This is a genomic window from Liquorilactobacillus capillatus DSM 19910 (genome assembly GCF_001434915.1).
GTDB lineage: Bacteria > Bacillota > Bacilli > Lactobacillales > Lactobacillaceae > Liquorilactobacillus > Liquorilactobacillus capillatus.
In genome coordinates this window covers 42536-60717 of the sequence record NZ_AZEF01000016.1, presented here as the reverse complement: position 1 = coordinate 60717, position 18182 = coordinate 42536, and the positions used below count along the sequence as shown (strand labels likewise).

At 36.8% G+C, this 18182-nt stretch carries 11 protein-coding genes; 9 read left to right on the top strand and 2 right to left on the bottom strand.

Translation table 11 applies throughout. The features are described 5' to 3' along the window. Nucleotides 1-3 precede the first annotated feature (3 nt). The 6 genes from FC81_RS03990 (at nucleotide 4) to FC81_RS03965 (ending at nucleotide 8213) form a co-directional block, all read left to right on the top strand. Entirely contained in the window at nucleotides 4-1437 is a 1434-nt protein-coding gene (locus FC81_RS03990; protein WP_057743209.1) for an oligosaccharide flippase family protein, read from the top strand. 12 nt (nucleotides 1438-1449) lie between these two features. After that, nucleotides 1450-2652 (top strand): hypothetical protein, encoded by a 1203-nt coding sequence (locus FC81_RS03985; protein ID WP_057743207.1) that lies wholly within the window; start codon nucleotides 1450-1452, stop codon nucleotides 2650-2652. Between the two features lie 260 nt (nucleotides 2653-2912). Further along, complete coding sequence (locus tag FC81_RS03980; RefSeq protein ID WP_057743206.1) at nucleotides 2913-4112, top strand: DUF2075 domain-containing protein; 1200 nt, start codon at nucleotides 2913-2915, stop codon at nucleotides 4110-4112. A 51-nt stretch (nucleotides 4113-4163) separates the two neighbouring features. Next, nucleotides 4164-5768, top strand: coding sequence for an APC family permease (locus FC81_RS03975; RefSeq protein ID WP_057743204.1), 1605 nt, complete (start codon nucleotides 4164-4166; stop codon nucleotides 5766-5768). Between the two features lie 140 nt (nucleotides 5769-5908). Further along, on the top strand, nucleotides 5909-6538 hold the full coding sequence (locus tag FC81_RS03970; protein WP_057743202.1) for a L,D-transpeptidase: 630 nt from the start codon (nucleotides 5909-5911) through the stop codon (nucleotides 6536-6538). Between the two features lie 268 nt (nucleotides 6539-6806). Next, the gene (locus FC81_RS03965; protein WP_057743201.1) at nucleotides 6807-8213 is read left to right on the top strand and encodes an APC family permease; all 1407 of its coding nucleotides are present in this window, start codon (nucleotides 6807-6809) and stop codon (nucleotides 8211-8213) included. A 140-nt stretch (nucleotides 8214-8353) separates the two neighbouring features. Here FC81_RS03965 and FC81_RS03960 read toward each other — a convergent pair whose 3' ends face one another. Continuing rightward, nucleotides 8354-9217 (bottom strand): DegV family protein, encoded by an 864-nt coding sequence (locus FC81_RS03960; protein WP_057743199.1) that lies wholly within the window; start codon nucleotides 9215-9217, stop codon nucleotides 8354-8356. A gap of 212 nt (nucleotides 9218-9429) precedes the next feature. Further along, the gene (locus tag FC81_RS03955; protein ID WP_057743198.1) at nucleotides 9430-10764 is read right to left on the bottom strand and encodes a chorismate-binding protein; all 1335 of its coding nucleotides are present in this window, start codon (nucleotides 10762-10764) and stop codon (nucleotides 9430-9432) included. A 430-nt stretch (nucleotides 10765-11194) separates the two neighbouring features. Between FC81_RS03955 and FC81_RS03950 the strand changes: the two genes are divergently transcribed. The 3 genes from FC81_RS03950 (at nucleotide 11195) to FC81_RS03940 (ending at nucleotide 18156) form a co-directional block, all read left to right on the top strand. Further along, complete coding sequence (locus tag FC81_RS03950; RefSeq protein ID WP_057743196.1) at nucleotides 11195-13243, top strand: methyl-accepting chemotaxis protein; 2049 nt, start codon at nucleotides 11195-11197, stop codon at nucleotides 13241-13243. A gap of 340 nt (nucleotides 13244-13583) precedes the next feature. After that, the gene (locus FC81_RS03945; RefSeq protein ID WP_057743194.1) at nucleotides 13584-15857 is read left to right on the top strand and encodes an ATP-binding cassette domain-containing protein; all 2274 of its coding nucleotides are present in this window, start codon (nucleotides 13584-13586) and stop codon (nucleotides 15855-15857) included. 238 nt (nucleotides 15858-16095) lie between these two features. Further along, nucleotides 16096-18156: a methyl-accepting chemotaxis protein gene (locus FC81_RS03940; protein ID WP_162254813.1), complete on the top strand. Its 2061-nt coding sequence runs from the start codon at nucleotides 16096-16098 to the stop codon at nucleotides 18154-18156. Nucleotides 18157-18182: the final 26 nt, after the last annotated feature.

Sequence of the window (18182 nt, the reverse complement as noted above, 5' to 3'; positions counted from 1 at the left end):
TAAATGAAGATTTTCAAGAATTACTTCTACAATGCAGGCTATCAGCTATTGGCAATGCTGTTGCCTTTAGTAACGGCACCATATGTTACGCGTGTATTGGGTGCTACTAACATAGGTATTAATGCGACTACAAATGCGAATATTCAATATTTTGTTCTATTTGGAAGTATCGGAATTGCGCTGTATGGCAACCGTGAAATTGCTGCTATACGTGATGATAAGTATAAAATGAGTAAAACCTTTTGGGAAATTCAATTGTTGAAAACAATTACTATCAGTGCGACGTATATCCTTTTCCTTGGAATTTTAATGGTGCTTCATAGGTACCAATTTTATATGCTTATTCAGTCGTTATACATAATTGCTGCAGGAGTAGATATTTCTTGGCTTTATATGGGAATAGAAGATTTTAAGAAAACTGTTTTGCGTAATACGTTTGTCAAAGTTTTATCGATTATTTTAATTTTTATATTCGTTAAGGAACGGAGCGACTTATGGATTTATATCTTGATTCTTGCAGGCTCAATTCTTTTAGGTAATGTAACTTTATGGCCATATTTGCGAAAAACGTTGGTTAAAGTTGATTTTTCAGAGTTAAATATTTGGCGTCATTTTAGACCATCAATTACTTTTTTTGTACCTCAAGTGGCAGTTCAAGTATATCTTATTCTAAATAAGAGTATGTTGGGGCTTCTGGGACCAGTCTCTTCATCTGGTTTTTATGATAGAGCAGATACGATCGTTAAATTGATATTGTCGTTAGCAACGGCCACAGGGACAGTGATGTTGCCACATGTAACCAATGCTTTCTCAAAAGGAGATAGTAAGCGAGTAAAACACTATTTAGTGGAGTCTTTTGACTTTGTATCCTTTATCTCAATTCCTATGGCATGTGGGTTGGCGGGGATATCTATTAAGTTAGGACCGTTTTTTTATGGAACTGAATTTATCCCAGTTGGACGAGCAATACTACTCGAATCTATTATTATTATATTTATAGCATGGAGCAATGTTATCGGACAGCAGTTTCTCTTACCCACTAATAAAATTAAAGCGTACTCGAGCTCTGTTATCTTGGGAGCAGTTATAAATATTATTTGTAATGTACCATTTATCTATTTTGGAGGTTTATATGGTGCGATGGCAGCGACAATTCTTTCGGAGCTTTCTGTTACTTCATACCAGATATGGAAGATAAGAAAAGTTGTTAGATTGAGGGAGTTGTTTGTGAATATTCCTAAATATCTTCTAGCAGGATTAGTTATGTTTGCGATAGTTTTTAAAATAAATAACACTGTTCATTTTTATGTTGTCTCATTGATTTGGCAGATCCTGCTTGGAGTAGTTATATATGGGGGAGTATTGTTACTATTACGTCCAACTATCTTGGATAAGATTAAAAAAATTATTAGTGATTTTAGGTCACAACATAGGTGAGGTTAGAAAATTATGATGGGCATAGTTGCCAAACGAAATAAGATACGAGACTATTTTAACAAGAAGATCAGTAATCCAGCGGAAAAATTGTATTTTATAGGTTTTATAGTGTATGCATTAGTTAATTATCTTCGAGGTACGATGTTCACGCAATATTTGAGTTCACCTGTACTGTACGACTTTATGAAAGTTTCAGCTATCTTTGTGGTCATAAAAATATTATTATTTGATAGCTGGGAGTTAAAGGATTTAACAATTTTTTTGCTACTAGGAATTTTGATAGAATTTACGTGTCGAGTATCTTATGATTATGACATTTATTATTACGGTATTCTTATTCTGGGTGCCAAGGGGATTAAATTTTCAAAAATTCTTAAGACCTATCTAATCTTGATTGGGGCAGCTCTGATTTTAACCATCATAGCATCACAAGTAGGACTAGTTTATAATATTACTTTTGGACGTCATGGAACACCAATCGTAAGATATGCGTTGGGTGCAGTCTACCCAACTGATTTTGCTGCACGGGTTTTCTATTTAATGCTCTTTTATACAGTTTTTAAAAAGTTCAAATTAAGCTTGCCTGAGTATATTTCCTTAGGTGCGGTGACCGTTGCAATGTATGTTCTGACAGATACGAGATTGGATACAGTGTTGATGTTGTTAGTGATCTTAGTTGCTATTTTCTACAAATACGTGGTTAGGTTTATTAGCTATGTTAGTGCAAAAATAATGAATATTATGATAGTTGCTTTTATTATGTTTAATATAGTGTTAGCATATCTATTTGTCCCATCTAACCCTATTTTTAAAATTATTAATAAGATCTTATCTCAAAGACTAGTTTATGGTAACATGGCTTTCAAGCGTTATAATGTTCCTTTGCTGGGACAATTTGTTCCTCAAATGGGAAATGGTGGTTTACATCATGGCCCGTATGATTATTTCTTTATAGATTCTTCATTTATCCGTGTTTTGATGATGCATGGTATTTGGGCTTTTTTGTTCACAATGATTTTGATAATGTTTCTGTCGTATAAGTTTATTTCAAAGAAATATTTCATATTAGAGATTGCACTATTATTAGTGATCCTAAGCTCAGTTATTGATCAGCACATGTGGGAAATATCATTTAACATTATTTTTGTGGGACTTTTTGCACAAATCTCTGATAAGTATAAGGAATCTGAAACTGATCTGAAGGTAGTAAAATAATAAGTGCTATTTAATAATTGTTAATAAAAAGGATATATAAAAAAATTCCGCCTAGGCAATTAAGCTAGGCGGGAATTTCGTTATTCATTAACGATAAAGGTTATTCATTTACTATATTAGGGGGAGTAAATGAGGGTGGTTAAATATTTATGTTACAAGAACAGTCTAATACTAAAGTTTGAAGAATTTATGAAGAAAGTCTTTAAAAAGAGTTAAGGCTGACATTATGGAAAAAAGGTTTAAGAGATTGGAGTGAGAAAATGAATAGGCTGGCCAACGAAGCACTTAGCAAGTTGTTGGCAGTAACTCCAACAACTGAACAACAGGACTTGGAAGATAGGATCCTCAACTTTTGTCAAAAACTTCTCGTGAGACAGGAACGAGGAGTCTTTATTGTTTCTGGAGATGCTGGCACAGGAAAAAGTGTTATTTTAACAGCACTTTTTAACGTACTCCAACAGGCAGCTAGAGATAAAGAATCATCATTACATAAAACAAGTAACTATCTCTTAGTCAATCATCCAGAAATGCTGAAGCTTTATAAAAATATTGCAGCACAGCAACCGGTACTTTTGAAGAAGAATTTTGAGAGGCCAACAACTTTTATTAATCATTTACATAAAATACATCAGGAAGCAGATATCGTCTTGGTAGATGAGGCGCACTTACTACTAACTAAAAGTGATCCTTATAATCACTTTAAGCAAAATAATCAGTTACAGGAAATCATCAGTCTTAGTAAAGTCGTTATCTTGGTCTTTGATGAAAAGCAAGTTCTAAAGGGAAAGAGTTATTGGACAAATAGAAAACTACAGTTACTGACAGATTCTGTAAACCAGGTGCAGCATTATCATTTAACGACACAATTTAGAATTAAGGCCGAAGAAGACGTTAATAATTGGGTCAAGGCTCTGGTTCAGAAAAAGATCTTACCGCTGCCAGCACCCCAAAAATTTGATTTTAGGATTATGGATGATGCACAGGCAATGTATGATTTGATCAAAAAACGGAATAGTTCTGTTGGCTTAAGTCGAATGTTAGCGACATATGACTTTCCTTATCGTTTAGATGGCGATGATTATTTTGTCAATGCAGGTAACTTTAGTCTGCGGTGGGATCGCAATCAGCCCCAAGCGACTCTGTCGTGGGCTGAAAGGTCTGATTCAATTGAAGAGGTTGGTTCTGTCTATACAATTCAAGGATTTGATCTGAATTATGCTGGAATAATTCTTGGACCGAGTGTTTGCTATGATAAAGGGCATGATTGTCTTAAAATATGTTCGGCTGCCTATCAGGATCAAGCAGCTTTTAATGGTTTAGCGAAGAAAAAGAACGCAGCTCAGCTAAAAGAAAGATTGATTTTAAATTCGTTAGATGTTCTTTTAACGCGTGCGCGTTACGGAATGTATATTTACGCAACTGACGCGGCTTTGCGAGCAAGGCTGCAACAAAAAAATTAATAAACTGCTCTTAAAGAAGCAGAAAATAAACTGAAGCAAAGAGAAGGAAAAATGGATAATTTAGAGAATAGGAAACATTATATTAGTTGGCCCGTTTTAGCTTTAATGGCCTTCGTAACAGTTATTGGCTTTGATGATTTGATTTATAACTTTAAGAATCAAGGTATGGGTGTTATTACTTCATGGATTTTAATGCTCTTCTTGTATGTTATCCCGTATTCGTTAATGGTTGGACAGTTGGGTTCGGTCTTTAACAAGGAGGGCGGCGGCCTTAGCTCATGGATTCGCGGAACTAATGGTGAATTTCTAGGGTACTTTACGGCATGGACTTACTGGGCAGCATCTATTCCATATGTTGTTGATACTGCTAATTCAGTTGTCGTTGGGCTTGGCTGGGCCATTAATGGTAGTGGTAAGTTCCAGGATGATATGTCTAACAGTCAATTCGCACTCTGGACACTGCTGATTTTTGTGGTCTTTATTATGGTTCAGTCGCGTTTTAAACGTTCACTAGAGTTGTTGAGTTCTATTGGTGGAATTGCGATGTTTGGAATGACAGTCCTGTTTGTTGTTATGGCAATCTCATCGTTAGGAATGGGGGGACATATTGCGACCCAACCAATGAATCTAGGGGCCATTATTCCGAAGTTTGATCTGAAATATTTAACAACGGTCGGTTTGTTGATCTATGCTGTTAACGGTTGTGAATTAATTGCACCATTTGTAACTAAGATGAAGAAACCACGACGTGAATTTCCTAAATCAATGCTGATGTTAGTTGTGATGACAGCCTTTTTAACTATTTTTGGTTCTTTCTCGCTGGGAATCTTTTTCGATGCACATCATTTACCGCATGATCTTAAAATGAATGGATCATATTATGCATTTCAAGCTTTGGGGCAGCAGTACCACGTGGGTAACTTATTCATGTATTTGTTTGCATGGACTGAAGTGATTTACTTGGCGGCTTTGTTGGCTGTTTTATTAGATGCAATGACGCGAATGCTGATCTCTGATACTGGTCAAAAGTATATGCCGCGGTTCTTACGTAAAAAGAATCGGGCCGGATTACCGATCAATGGTTATCTATTGACATGCTTCCTATCAGGGTTCATCTTGTTTTTAGGAATCTTCTTACCTGAAATGAATGATGTCTTTAATTGGCTGCTTAACTTGAATGGAATTATTTCACCAGGAGTTACCTGCTGGATCTTCTATGCCTTTATGCGGGTCCGCAAGAATCCAGAACGTTATCCATCTGAATATGTCTTTATTAAAAATAATAAGCTTGCATGGACGGTTGGTTTTTGGGCATTAATGGTCACAGCAGTAGCTACTATTTTTGGAATTGCACCACAAGATGTTGCTGAGTTCAGCAGTGTTTGGTGGCATGAATTAATTATTAATGTTGTTGCAATTGTCGTTTTGATTGGGTTAGGGGCACTTTTGCCGTTAATAACGAAAAGGGAAGAAAAATATGGTCTAGCTTTCAGTAGACTGCAGTGGATTCTTATGTTGCTAGTGGTAGTTATTACAGTTGTTCTAGGAGTCTACTTAGGCAGTGCTAAGCTTGCGGACCGTAATCTGCTTGTCATTGGAGATGCGGTTATTGGGATTGCTCTAGTGTGTCTCTTGGGTTGGCGTCGTCCCAAATAACTAAGAGTTTTACGATACTGATAATTTCAGAATAACTTGCTTGACTTCCATAACAAAAAAGTTATCCTTAGAGCAGAAGTAGTGTATGCTGGTTAATAAATATTTTTTAAAGAATTACATGTCTGGGGAGGGAGTAAAGGATGCAGGTAAATAAGCGACTTGTAAAATTTATTTTGGGTATTATGCTTGTTGGGTTATTAGGTGTCTTTGTTGAAAAAAATATTCAATTCTTTAAACAACGAGATAATAAAATGACTAAGCAAGCCAGTCTTAAGGAAAGCAGTCAGTCTGCAATTAAGAAAAACAAGAGACAACAGCATCTTCACGTAGATTGGCGTAAACCTTCAATGAAGAAAACTGCATACCCAAGCATTGCGAAGCATCCTAACCTCTGGATTCATGTCTCTTTACGTAAACAGCGCGTTTATTTGATAGATAAGGATAAGTGCCTTTATACGATGTATGCATCTACTGGAAAACCAGGTAAGACAGCAACACCTAAGGGCGTTTATCATATCCAAGGTGAGCGGGGCGATTATTTTTACAGTCAGAGTGAAGATGAAGGTGCCTATTACTGGGTTTCATGGAAGAATCATGGTGAATTTCTCTTTCACTCAACCCCAACTGATGCTGAAGGTAAATATCTTAAATCGGTTGCAGCTGATTTAGGCAAACGCCCTTCATCTCATGGCTGTGTCCATTTAACAGTCGCGGATGCTAAATGGATGTATGAGAATATTCCATATGGAACTAAAGTGGTTATTGATTAGCTAGTTGGACAAATATACTTGTATACGCAGTTGCAAAAGAAATCAGTTCTATTAAAAATACAACTCTATAAGTGAAAACTTTGCGAAGCTTTCATTACTTACGAAATATAAATTGAGTGGTTAATCTTACTAAAAGCATTTAACAATATAGATTTAGAAGTATTGGGAGAATTTAATTTATGTTATATTTATATGTAGAACTCTATGGATAGTTTTGAGAACTAGGTTATATTGGGGTTTTAATTATATTAAGGCATAAGGAGAATTTATGAAGAACATTTTCAAAAGGGAAGAAATAAGTACATATTTACAAGCTGATTCTAGGTTAAAGCGTACATTGCATGCTAGAGATTTAGTTGCACTTGGAATTGGCGCAGTAATTGGGACAGGAATATTTATTTTACCTGGACACGAGGCTGCATTACATGCAGGCCCCGCGGTAACGATTGCATTTTTGCTAGCTGCTTTGGTGTCAGGAGTTGTGGGGATGGCATATGCTGAGTTCTCATCGGCAATGCCGGTAGCTGGGTCAGCTTATTCGTTTGGGTCTGTAGTTTATGGTGAGATCGTTGGTTGGATGCTAGGCTGGGCACTCATTCTAGAATATTTTTTAGCCGTTTCTGCTGAAGCCACAGGGTTTGCTGCTTATTTCAATAATAATATTTTAAGCGCATTGGGGTTGGACCTACCCAAAGCTTGGCAAAGTGGTCCGCTGGAAGGCGGGGTGGTAAATCTTTCAGCTACAGTGATTGTCTTAGTTATTGCGCTTATTATAGCTCATGGGTCTCAACTGTCTAAGCAAGTTGAAAATGTTGCGGTTATTATAAAGTTGGTTATTATTGTTTTATTTATTATTGTAGGTATTTTTTATATTAAGACAAGTAACTATGTACCATTTTACCCTAAACAGTTTCATACAACGCCATTTGGACTTGGCGGTATTTCTACAGCAGCTGCGACCGTTTTTTTTGCTTTTATTGGTTTTGATGCTCTAGCTGCAAATTCGGCTGAGACAATTAATCCGGAAAAGAATGTCGTAAAAGGCATACTAGGAACAGTTCTAATATCTGTTATCTTATATGTTTCATTTTCTTTTGTATTAACAGGGGTGGTTCATTATTCAGAATTGAATGTAGATGATCCAGCGGCATATGCCTTAAAAATTATCCATTTGAATACTTGGAATAAATTAATTACAGTAGGAGCATTGATTGGAATCTTTACAGCAATGATAACGATGTTCTTTGGTGGTTCACGGTTAGTTTATGCTTTGGGCCGAGATGGGTTACTTCCTGCTAAGATGGGGGCAATTAGTAAGAAGCATAAGGTACCACATAATGCAATTATAATTGCTACTATAATTCAAGCCTTTTTTGCTGGTTTGGTTCCTTTAACAGAGTTGGCTTCTTTAATTAATGCTGGAACCTTATTAGCTTTTACTTTTATCTCCTTTGGAATCATCCCGCTTCGAAAACGCAAAGACATTCATAACAATGGTTTCAAAATGCCACTTTATCCTTATCTCCCAATACTAGCTGGATTATTGAGTATATATTTCATTGTTATGTTACCTAGTATTACTAAAATATCAGTTGGAATTTGGTTAGTTTTAGGATTAATCGTGTACTTTTGTTATGGTATTCGTCACTCTAAGTTGCAAAATATAGATAATTAGTTTAAATTAAGCTTTTGCTATCGGGTTCCATAAAAAGGGGAAAAGAATTATTGAATTGCGTAAAAAGGGTCTGTATAGACAGTTATTGACAATTGTCTATACAGACCCTTTTTACGCAATTAATCGTGCTACTTATTAACTTATTTTTCTATTAGTTCAGGTTCTTCAGAAAGTGTAATGATCCCTACGGCATTTAAGCCTGTGTGCGTCATAATAATTGGGCTTGTTAAACGTTCAAGGTAGTTTACCTTGTTCTCTTCCGGGACAATAATATCTTTTAAACGACCAAGAAATTCTGGTTCGACCCCTACATGAGAAAAGGATAAGTCAAGAATCTTATTATCTTTATGTGCAGCTGCTATTTGTTGGCAAAACTTCAAAAAGGTTTTACGGCTGCGACCTTTGACAACGACATCCAAGCTTTTATTATTAAGCTGGACAATGACTTTGAGGTTAATTAGTTTGGTAAGTGCACCAGCAAAGCGACTGACTCTGCCGCCTTTAACAAGACAATCTAGGTTATCGATCAAAACATTGACACGAGTTCGTTTGTAAATATCAGCGCAATGCTTCTTGATTTCAGTAATCGTTTTGCCAGCTGCAATATCTTGTGCTGCCGCTAAAACCTGAAAAGCGAGACCACGATCAGTTGATTTACTGTTAATAACAGTTACTTTTGAAGTTGACATTCCCGCTGCTGTTTGGGCCGTATTGAAAGTTCCACTTAGAACATCAGAAATAGTAATAGCTAGAATCTCACTACCGTCAGCACCTAACTGATCATAAAGCTCAACGAATTTTCCCAATGGTGGTTGACTGGTTTTAGGATATCTTCCAGCCCGCAGATTATCAATTAGTTCCTGCCGAGTGATATCTTCACCATCGACGTAACTCTTTCCCTCGATTTCAATAGATAGGGGAACGATATGAATAGCATATTTTTCCACTTCTTCAGGGGTAAGTTGAATAGATGAATCGGTTACAATTTTAATTGATGTTGTCATATTAATAAACTCCTTAGTTGTTCCTGATGTTCTCAAAAACGATTATCATATATTATTATACACCATGTGGCTTACTGTTCAACTATACATCAACTTTAAGTCTAGGTGTTATCTGCTTAAGCTATATCAATTATACCAGAGACCTTTTTTATAACTAAATTTAAAATGGGTTAGGTTGGTATCAGTTTGGAAAGCAACTTATTAGTATTCAATTAGTTAGAATGTGAGACCAAAGCACTTGGAACTCGCCCTTTTAGAACCTGCAGTAATGGTTGGAACCTAAATTGTGTCGCAGAGGTCTCATTTTGGAGTGCAAATTCTTTAGCCAATGTTGTTTCAGCAAATAATCTAGTTGTCTTTCCCTTTACTAAGGCGGACCGAAGACCAGTTGCTAGTTCGCCAGTACCATCAAATTTAAAATATCCTAACGGGCTACCAAAAAGACCGCGACTTTCAGACTCAAGCTGCTGGATTTGTTTTAAAGCTTGAGTGTATGGTACGCCCCCCAATATAGGAGCCGGGTGCAGATCATGAAGTAGTTTAAATAATTCAAAATGCCCTTTAGCTGTAATAGGGGTATAAAGATGCTGAACATCCATATTTCTTAATAATTGTGGTTCTTTTGAACAGCTAATAGTTAAATGATGTTTCTGTAAAATACTTCTAAGTGTTTTAACCACATCTTTTTGTTCCTGCAAGTATTGCCGGTTGCTAAAGAGTGCGGTTGTTAATTCTTGATCTTCAGTTGGGCTTTGCCCACGTTTAATATTACCTGTAACTGCAGCTGTTTGCAGTTGGTTCGCCTGAAATTTAGCAAACCTTTCAGGAGTTGAGCTGATAAAAGTACCCACACTAGTTTTTAACAGAATATGATAAGTTTGTGGTTGGATCAACATTAATTGGCGCCAGATTGCCAGCGGTTCGAAGATGGTGCTGGAAGATGCTTCGAACGAATGAGTTAAGATGACTTGCTTAAGCCGTGGAGAAGTGGTTTTTTGAGCAACTGAGCTTAACTTTTTTTGCCATGTCGTCAAGCTATTGGCAGTAGGAGTAGAAACTGTATGCGAAACTGGCGTCAATGCCTGGTTAGAGACTTTTTGTAGCTGATATGCAAAAGCATTACTCTCTTGTTTAATAGCAGCGGCATCAAGGCTACAAGTAATTAGTTCAATCTTGTCACCTGTTTTTATGATGGTGTATTGAGGAAGAAAAAAATAGCCTTGGGCAAGTTCTTCCCAAAATGAGTCTTTCGAAGCTGAACATTGTTCAAAAGAAAAGCTGCCTACGAGTGCAAGCTGATTTGGATGGGGCGGGGTGAGTTCAACAAACCTTTTTTTCAAGTCTACCTGCCAATTTTTGAGCGTGTCGAATTGATCTTGACCTTGGTGGAAAGGACAAGTTGCCACTGCTCCATAAGCTAAACGAATTGTGTTATTTGAGGGAGCTTGGAAAATAAAGGCTGTTTGCCATTCAGCCATTAAAGCTAGCATTTTTTTGAGCTTAATATTGGGTAATTTAGTTTTTAAACAAAAGATAGGTTGGTTCATTGGTTATCTCCTTGTTGAATACATTTAAACTTGGTCAGTTATTTTCTAGCAAAAAATAGCTTTTAAAAAAACTGCTTACAACATAGATTCTAGCATAATTTTAGAACTTTGCTACGCTAGTTTACTCTTTTTGGAAAGGTTTTAGTAAATAAGTAGATCATGTTGAGATAGTTAGCTAATAAAAAGTATTTTTTGGAGTGTATTTACCAGGTAATAGTATTTGTTACTGAAAAAATAAGCTATTTTTAGTGCGTTTTCAAGTATAGTTACTGAAAAAAGAAGAAATTCTGCTTTTAAATAAATAAATCTGCTTATAATTATTAACTTTTGGGAGGTTTCTGCCGATATTAAATTATGGATATTAATTATCTTTCGTGCTTATAACTGGCACACTAAGATGTGAAATAAAGAATAAAGGAGTTTTCAATTTATGAAACAAAGGAACAAGAGTATCGGCGGCCTAGTAGCAGCAACATTAATAATGATTGCGCTGATCCCAATTGTCGTAATGCTTTTAAGCTCGTATAATAGTACTAGAAATCTTTTATTGGAACGAACAACTAATAGTCGTGAGAGTGCTGTTAAAACGGTTTTAGATAGTCGAGATTCAATGAATATCTCAGCTAAAAAGACATTAACCACATTGGCGAATGAGGATCTTTTTAAGGGTACATACGATATGAATACTATTCAAAAAATAATTTCTGCGGCAGAGAGTGAGAATGATGTGATGTTGGACACTATTTTTGTAAATGCCGATGGTAAGTATGTTTCAACCAAGAAAACTTTCCCAACAGGATTTAATCCCAAAACGCGTCCTTGGTATAAGGGAGCAGTTAAAAACATCGGGCAAGTTTACTGGTCTAAGCCTTATTATGATGCTTCTTCTAAAAGTAATGTTATTAGTATTTCTGAGGCAGTGCAGAATTCTAAGGGACAAATTGGTGTGCTCTCATTTAGAGTATTATATGATGATGTTCAGGATATTTTAAATCATTTAAATGTAGGTAGAACAGGAAATGCTATGCTTGTTGCTAATGACGGAAGGGTCCTCGCTTCCAAAGACACAAGTTTAATCGGCAAAAGTGTTGCTAGTAGTGAAGTTTTCAAAAGGGCAGCAGTAGCTACGGCAAATGAAGGTAGTGTCTCGGTTGCGGGAACTTCACCTGTCCAGAAGATTTACTATAGCCACGGAAGTAGCGATAACGGAACTTTTGCCATGGCGCAGCTTAAAAAAGATGAATTGACTCCTGAGCTTAACTCATTAATCAAATCTTCAATTATTATCCTTATATTTATGTTGATTTTTGCAGTTTTGATTTCTATTGTTTTTGTCCGGGTAATTAAAAGTATTGTTAACACCCTCAGCAGATTCTTTGAGGCGGCGGGTAAAGGGAAATTTGAAAAAATCGTTCCAGAACGGTTAAAAGCTAAAAACTTTTTTGATAGACGAGTTAATCGTTTCGTTTATCCAGATAAACATGGAAACGAACCACAGCGTTTAGCGTACGAGTACAATCAAATGATTGATTCTGTGGGTAGTCTAATTCAGAATGTTCAAAAAGAAGGAACCAAAGTTGCGGAAATGTCAGAATCCTTACTAGAATTGTCGAAGCAGACTAATACAGCAACTGAAGAAGTTGCTAAGACGATTACAGGGATAGCTGAGGTTACAAGCTCGCAAGCTGAAGATACGCAAAAAGGTGTAACTCAGATGCGTGATCTTTCACAAACAATTCAAGATTTACATGCAAATGTCCAAGTTATGGGGACTAAATCTCAAGAATCAAGTGAAATGAACCAGGAAAATATCGATGTTACTGGGGAAGTTAATTCTAACTGGCACAGTGAATTAGATAAGATGGAAGAATTAATGCACGGTGTTGAAAAAATGAATAATAATATTCAAAATATTACTAAAATTATTCGTGTTATTAATGAAATATCGCATCAAACTAACTTGTTAGCTTTAAATGCTTCAATTGAAGCGGCTAGTGCTGGTGAATCAGGCAAAGGTTTTGCAGTTGTAGCAACAGAGATCAGAAAGTTATCTGATCAAAGCAAAGACTCTACTAAAGAAATTGAGGACATTATTGGTAAAATCCAAGATCAATCAGCACAGATGGTCAAACAGACATCGGATTCAGTTACTGGTGGCAAAAAACAAACCGAATTGATTAAAAATGCGATTGGTTCATCACGTGATGTTTACTCGAAGGGCTTAAATATTCTTGAAGGTATTCACAAGATTGAAAAGGCAAGTTCACAAATCGAAAATATTCAGAGTACTGTTTTGGAGAATCTTGAGAATATCTCAGCGTCAACTGAAGAAAACTCAGCTGGGACAGAAGAAGTTTCTGCCAATTCTGAAGAAGTTCTTGCAACAATGGAAGAATTTACGACTCATGTTGCTGAATTGAAGAAAATTTCAGAGAGACTTGAGAAGAATCTGACAGAAGAATTTGAAATTGTTGAATAAAAAGTTCTAATTGAAGTAAATAAAATACCCTTGTGCAATATAGGAGTCAAAAAAAGAGTGTGACATAAGTCGGAAAAATTTGAGTAATAACTCGAAATTACGAATATAGCGAGTACTTTGCTATGAGTAATTCGAAGTTAGACGGAGAATTTTAACTTATGGAACACGTTTATACGGAATAAAAAAGGAGCTGTGCAAAACTTAACTTTTGGCACAGCCCCTTTTTGAGCTCTAAAGATAACGAGGGCGTAATTATATCAAAGACAGTTATTTGAATTCTCCAAGTTTTAGTGTCAATATATTAATACACATAAATAAATCATTACTTGGAGGGTTAGGCATGAAGAACGAGGAACTTTTTAAAAACGGTTTTATTGAAGTCAAAGATGCTTGGCAGAATAATTTGCAGCATATTAGTTTAAAGATCCCTAAACAAAAAATTACTGTTTTTGTGGGTCTGTCAGGCTCAGGAAAATCATCGCTTGTTTTTGACACGGTGGCAGCAATGTCACGACGTGAACTAAATGAAACCTTTCCGAGTTTTACACAACAATACCTTCCCAAGTTTGGACAGCCGCATGTAGGTCAGATCAGCCATTTACCGGTGGCACTTGTGATCGAGCAGAAACGATTGACTGGGAATGCTCGTTCAACCTTGGCAACATATACAGGGATATATTCATTGTTACGGTTATTATTCTCGCGGATCGGTGAGCCTTTTGTGGGGTATTCAGATACTTTTTCATTTAATCTACCACAAGGTATGTGCCCTGAATGTCAAGGACTGGGGTATATCGACAACCTTAATGAAAAAAAGCTGATCGACCCTAATAAATCGTTAAATGAAGGGGCTATTTCCTTTGTTAGTTTTAAACCGGGGACTTGGCGTTGGAAAAGGTACGCTAACAGTGGCTTATTTGATAACAATAAGCCACTGGCGGAATATACGGAGGCTGAATATGAACTTTTAATGCATGCGCCGCAGAAGAAACTGATCAATCCGCCAGAAGGTTGGTATAAATCAGCTAAATATGAAGGCTTAGTTCCGCGAATCAAACGTTCGATCCTTTACAGTAAAGAAGGTAAGCACCATAAAGAAGCACTTGCGGAGATCGTCCAACGGCAAATCTGCCCAATTTGTCATGGACAGCGCTTGAATAGACAAGCACTTTCAAACAAGATTAATGGTTATAATATTTCCCGGGTTACACAGCTGGATCTCTTGCATGTAATGAATTTTTTGGAAGATATTACAGCACCACTAGCAGTTGATGTAATACGTGAGTTAAAAACTAAAATTCAATCATTGATTGACATCGGATTAGGGTATTTAAGCCTTGATCGCAATACGGGTAGCTTATCAGGTGGGGAAGCGCAGCGTATAAAGATAGCTAAGTACTTGACGAGTTCTTTGGCGGATATGGTCTATATTTTAGACGAACCCAGTGTAGGATTGCATCCACATGATATTAAGTTAATAAAGCAAGCTTTGATGCAGTTGCGGCAAAAGGGAAATACGATCATAATTGTTGAACATAACCCCGCACTGATTTCTTTTGCGGATTATCTTGTTGAGATAGGGCCTGGCGCGGGTAAAAATGGTGGACAGGTTACGTTTAACGGAACATATGCGGAATTACTGCAATCTGAGACGTTAACGGCACAGTGGCTCAAAAAGCCACGGCATTTTAGCGAAGGCAGAGTTCCGCAAGGCGAACTACGGTTAAAGAATATTACACTGCATAACCTGAAAAATGTTACCGCATCTTTTCCTTTAGGAATCATGACTGTTGTTTCAGGGGTCGCTGGCTCGGGGAAAAGCTCTTTAGTTACGGCACTCAAACAGAGTCTAAAGATTGATTACGTTGATTTGGCACAGACGCCATTGGGTGTAAATATTCGTTCAACTCCCGCGACTTATTTAGATATCCTAGATCATATTCGCCGTTTATTTGCTAAAACTAACAACGCTTCAACCCAGCTTTTTAGCTATAATAGCAAGGGAGCTTGCCCCCGCTGCAAGGGTAAAGGTGTGACAATTACTAATATGGCATTTATGGATCCGGTCGTACAAGTCTGCGAATTATGTCATGGTAAGCGCTACAGTAATGAAGCTTTACAGTATCTCTATCAAGGAAAAAATATTGCAGCAGTTTTAGCGTTACCTGTTAAGGAGGCAATAACCTTTTTTGCAGCTTTTCCTGAGTTGAAGGATAAGTTAATGAATTTAAGTAGAGTAGGATTAGCATATCTAACCTTAGACCAGCCTTTAACAACCTTATCAGGTGGTGAGTTACAGCGCTTAAAACTAGCTTTTGAATTGGACAAAAAAGGACAGATTTATCTCTTGGATGAGCCAACAGCAGGGTTGCATTTAAAAGATACACAAAGATTGATCGCACTATTCAATGAGCTAGTTGAGGAGGGGAATACAGTAATTATTATTGAACATAATTTGGATGTTGTAATTGCAGCCGATTGGTTAATTGATGTTGGACCAGCTGCAGGTATTTATGGTGGGAAAATTACGTTTAGTGGACATCCACAGGCAGCAATGGAAGTTCCGGCATCAAGAACGGGAACAGCATTGAATGAGTTCTTTTCAGAGCATTAAAAGACCTAATATTACTTTAAAGTGGGGAAATGTGTTTGAGAAAGCACAGTAGTTTCCCTGCTTATTTTTGTTATCCCCCTTAATTTTTTAATTATTTAAACCGATAACCACTATATAGACAAGAAAAAGGTTACTGTTTGAGTGCCTTGGATAGCTGACTCTTTTTAGAGAATAGATGACAAGTGAACTTCTTAAGGAAACCGATCGTTTCTTGTATAAAATCTTAGGGGGAGTTTCAATGAAACGCGGTAAGGGCAAAAGTATTAACAAAGTAGTTACATTAATGCTGTTGCTGATTGCATTTATTCCGGTTTTAATAATGTCAATCAGTCCGTACATAGCTACAAAAAAATTATTGATTAGTCGAAATATGATCAATAAGCAAAGTGCAACAGCAGTTGTTTTAGCTTCAACGGAGAATATGCGCCAAACAACTGAAACAAATTTGAAGAATCTTTCTAAATTAGCTGTTTTTAAATCAAATTTTGATTTAAAAAATATTCGGCATGATTTATTAGCTGCTAAAGAAGGAAATGCAAGTATCCGGACGGTTGCTTTCGCAACTTCAGATGGTAAAATGATAACCTTTAAGAAAGTACCCGCAGGTTTTGACCCACGAACAAGACCATGGTATAAAGGTGCTGTTAAAGATAGTGGGACTGTTCATTGGACAGAGCCGTATAAAGATGCAACTTCAGGTGATTATGTAACGACGGCATCTATCACAGTTCATAATGGACAAGGCCAGAGTGGTGTATTATGTATAGATGTCTCATTTAAGAATGTTCAGCAGACAGCCTCAGCCTTAAAGATTGGGCGAACGGGAAGTGTCAACCTGCTTTCGAAAAATGGTCGTGTTATCGCAACTGGTGATCCATCCCACTCAGATGGTTATAATACTGGAGATGATATCAGCAAATCTGAATTATTCAAGAAGATGGTAAAGGCTGATAAGACAAGCGGCAGAATCGACTTATCCAATTCGAACAGTGTTAGCCAAATTACTTATGATAAACTTTATCCTGGCAGCACAGTTTGGGCATACTCTAAGGTAGAAAAAAATGATTTGAACAAAGAATTGGGGACATTGCTTATAACAACTGCGATCGTCGCGGTTATTATGTTGATCTTAGTAGCTTTAGTGACGATCTTTACAACTAAGTTGATTCGAGAGACACTTGCATTCTTCGCTTCGTACTTTAAACGTGGTAGTGAAGGTGAAATCGTGCCTATTAAAACGACTGAAGCGGGTAAGGATGTACATTTTGGAATCAAATCGCTGGCAGCTAAGAATGTCGCACCGGATGAAAATGGTAATGAGATTAACCAGATTTCAGCTCAATATAATAAGATGGTTCTTTCAATTGGTAATTTAATCCAAGAAGTTCAGGGGCAAAGTGATAAGGTAGCTGCAAAAGCTGATTCGTTACTGGAACTTTCGAAACAAACTAATACTGCGACTGAAGAAGTTGCACAAACGATTACCGGCATAGCGGAAGTAACAGGTTCACAAGCACAAGAAACACAAAAGAGTGTTCAGAAAATGCAAAGCTTGACTGATGTTATGGGAGAGGCACAAGTAAATGCTGAACATTTGGCCGACATATCAAATGTTTCAAAAGAACTTAATAAAGAGAATATAGAAATTGTAGATGATATATCGACTGGATGGGATGCTGAATTAGCTAAATTAAAACAATTGATGAAAAGAATTCAAAATATGGATGATAATATTCAAAATATCACTAAGATTATTAATGTTATCAACGATATTTCACATCGAACAAATTTATTGGCACTAAATGCATCAATTGAGGCCGCAACTGCTGGCGAGTCAGGAAAAGGTTTTGCAGTTGTGGCTACAGAAATTAGAAAATTATCAGAGCAAAGTAAAGCGTCAACGAAAGAAATTGAAGGAATTGTTGGAAAAATTCGTGCTCAATCTGCTGAAATGGTACAACAAACGACAGAATCAATTGCAGATAGCGATAAGCTAACAAATAGGATGAAACATTCGGGCGAGTCAACCCAAAAGGTTTTCCAAAGTAATCAGGAGATAATTGATGGTATAGGGAAAATGTTTGTTTCAAGTCAAAAGATTGGAAAAGTTCAGACAGAAGTGCTGGGGAACCTAGAAAACATTTCTGCTTCGACTGAAGAAAACTCTGCTGGAACTGAAGAGGTATCAGCAAATTCAGAAGAAGTTTTGGCAACAATGGATGAATTTACGAACCACGTGAGTGATTTGAAAGACGTAGCAGATACGTTGAAGAAGAACACGAATAAGTTTACTGTTTAGCCAGTAAATAAGTTTTTACTAAGGAG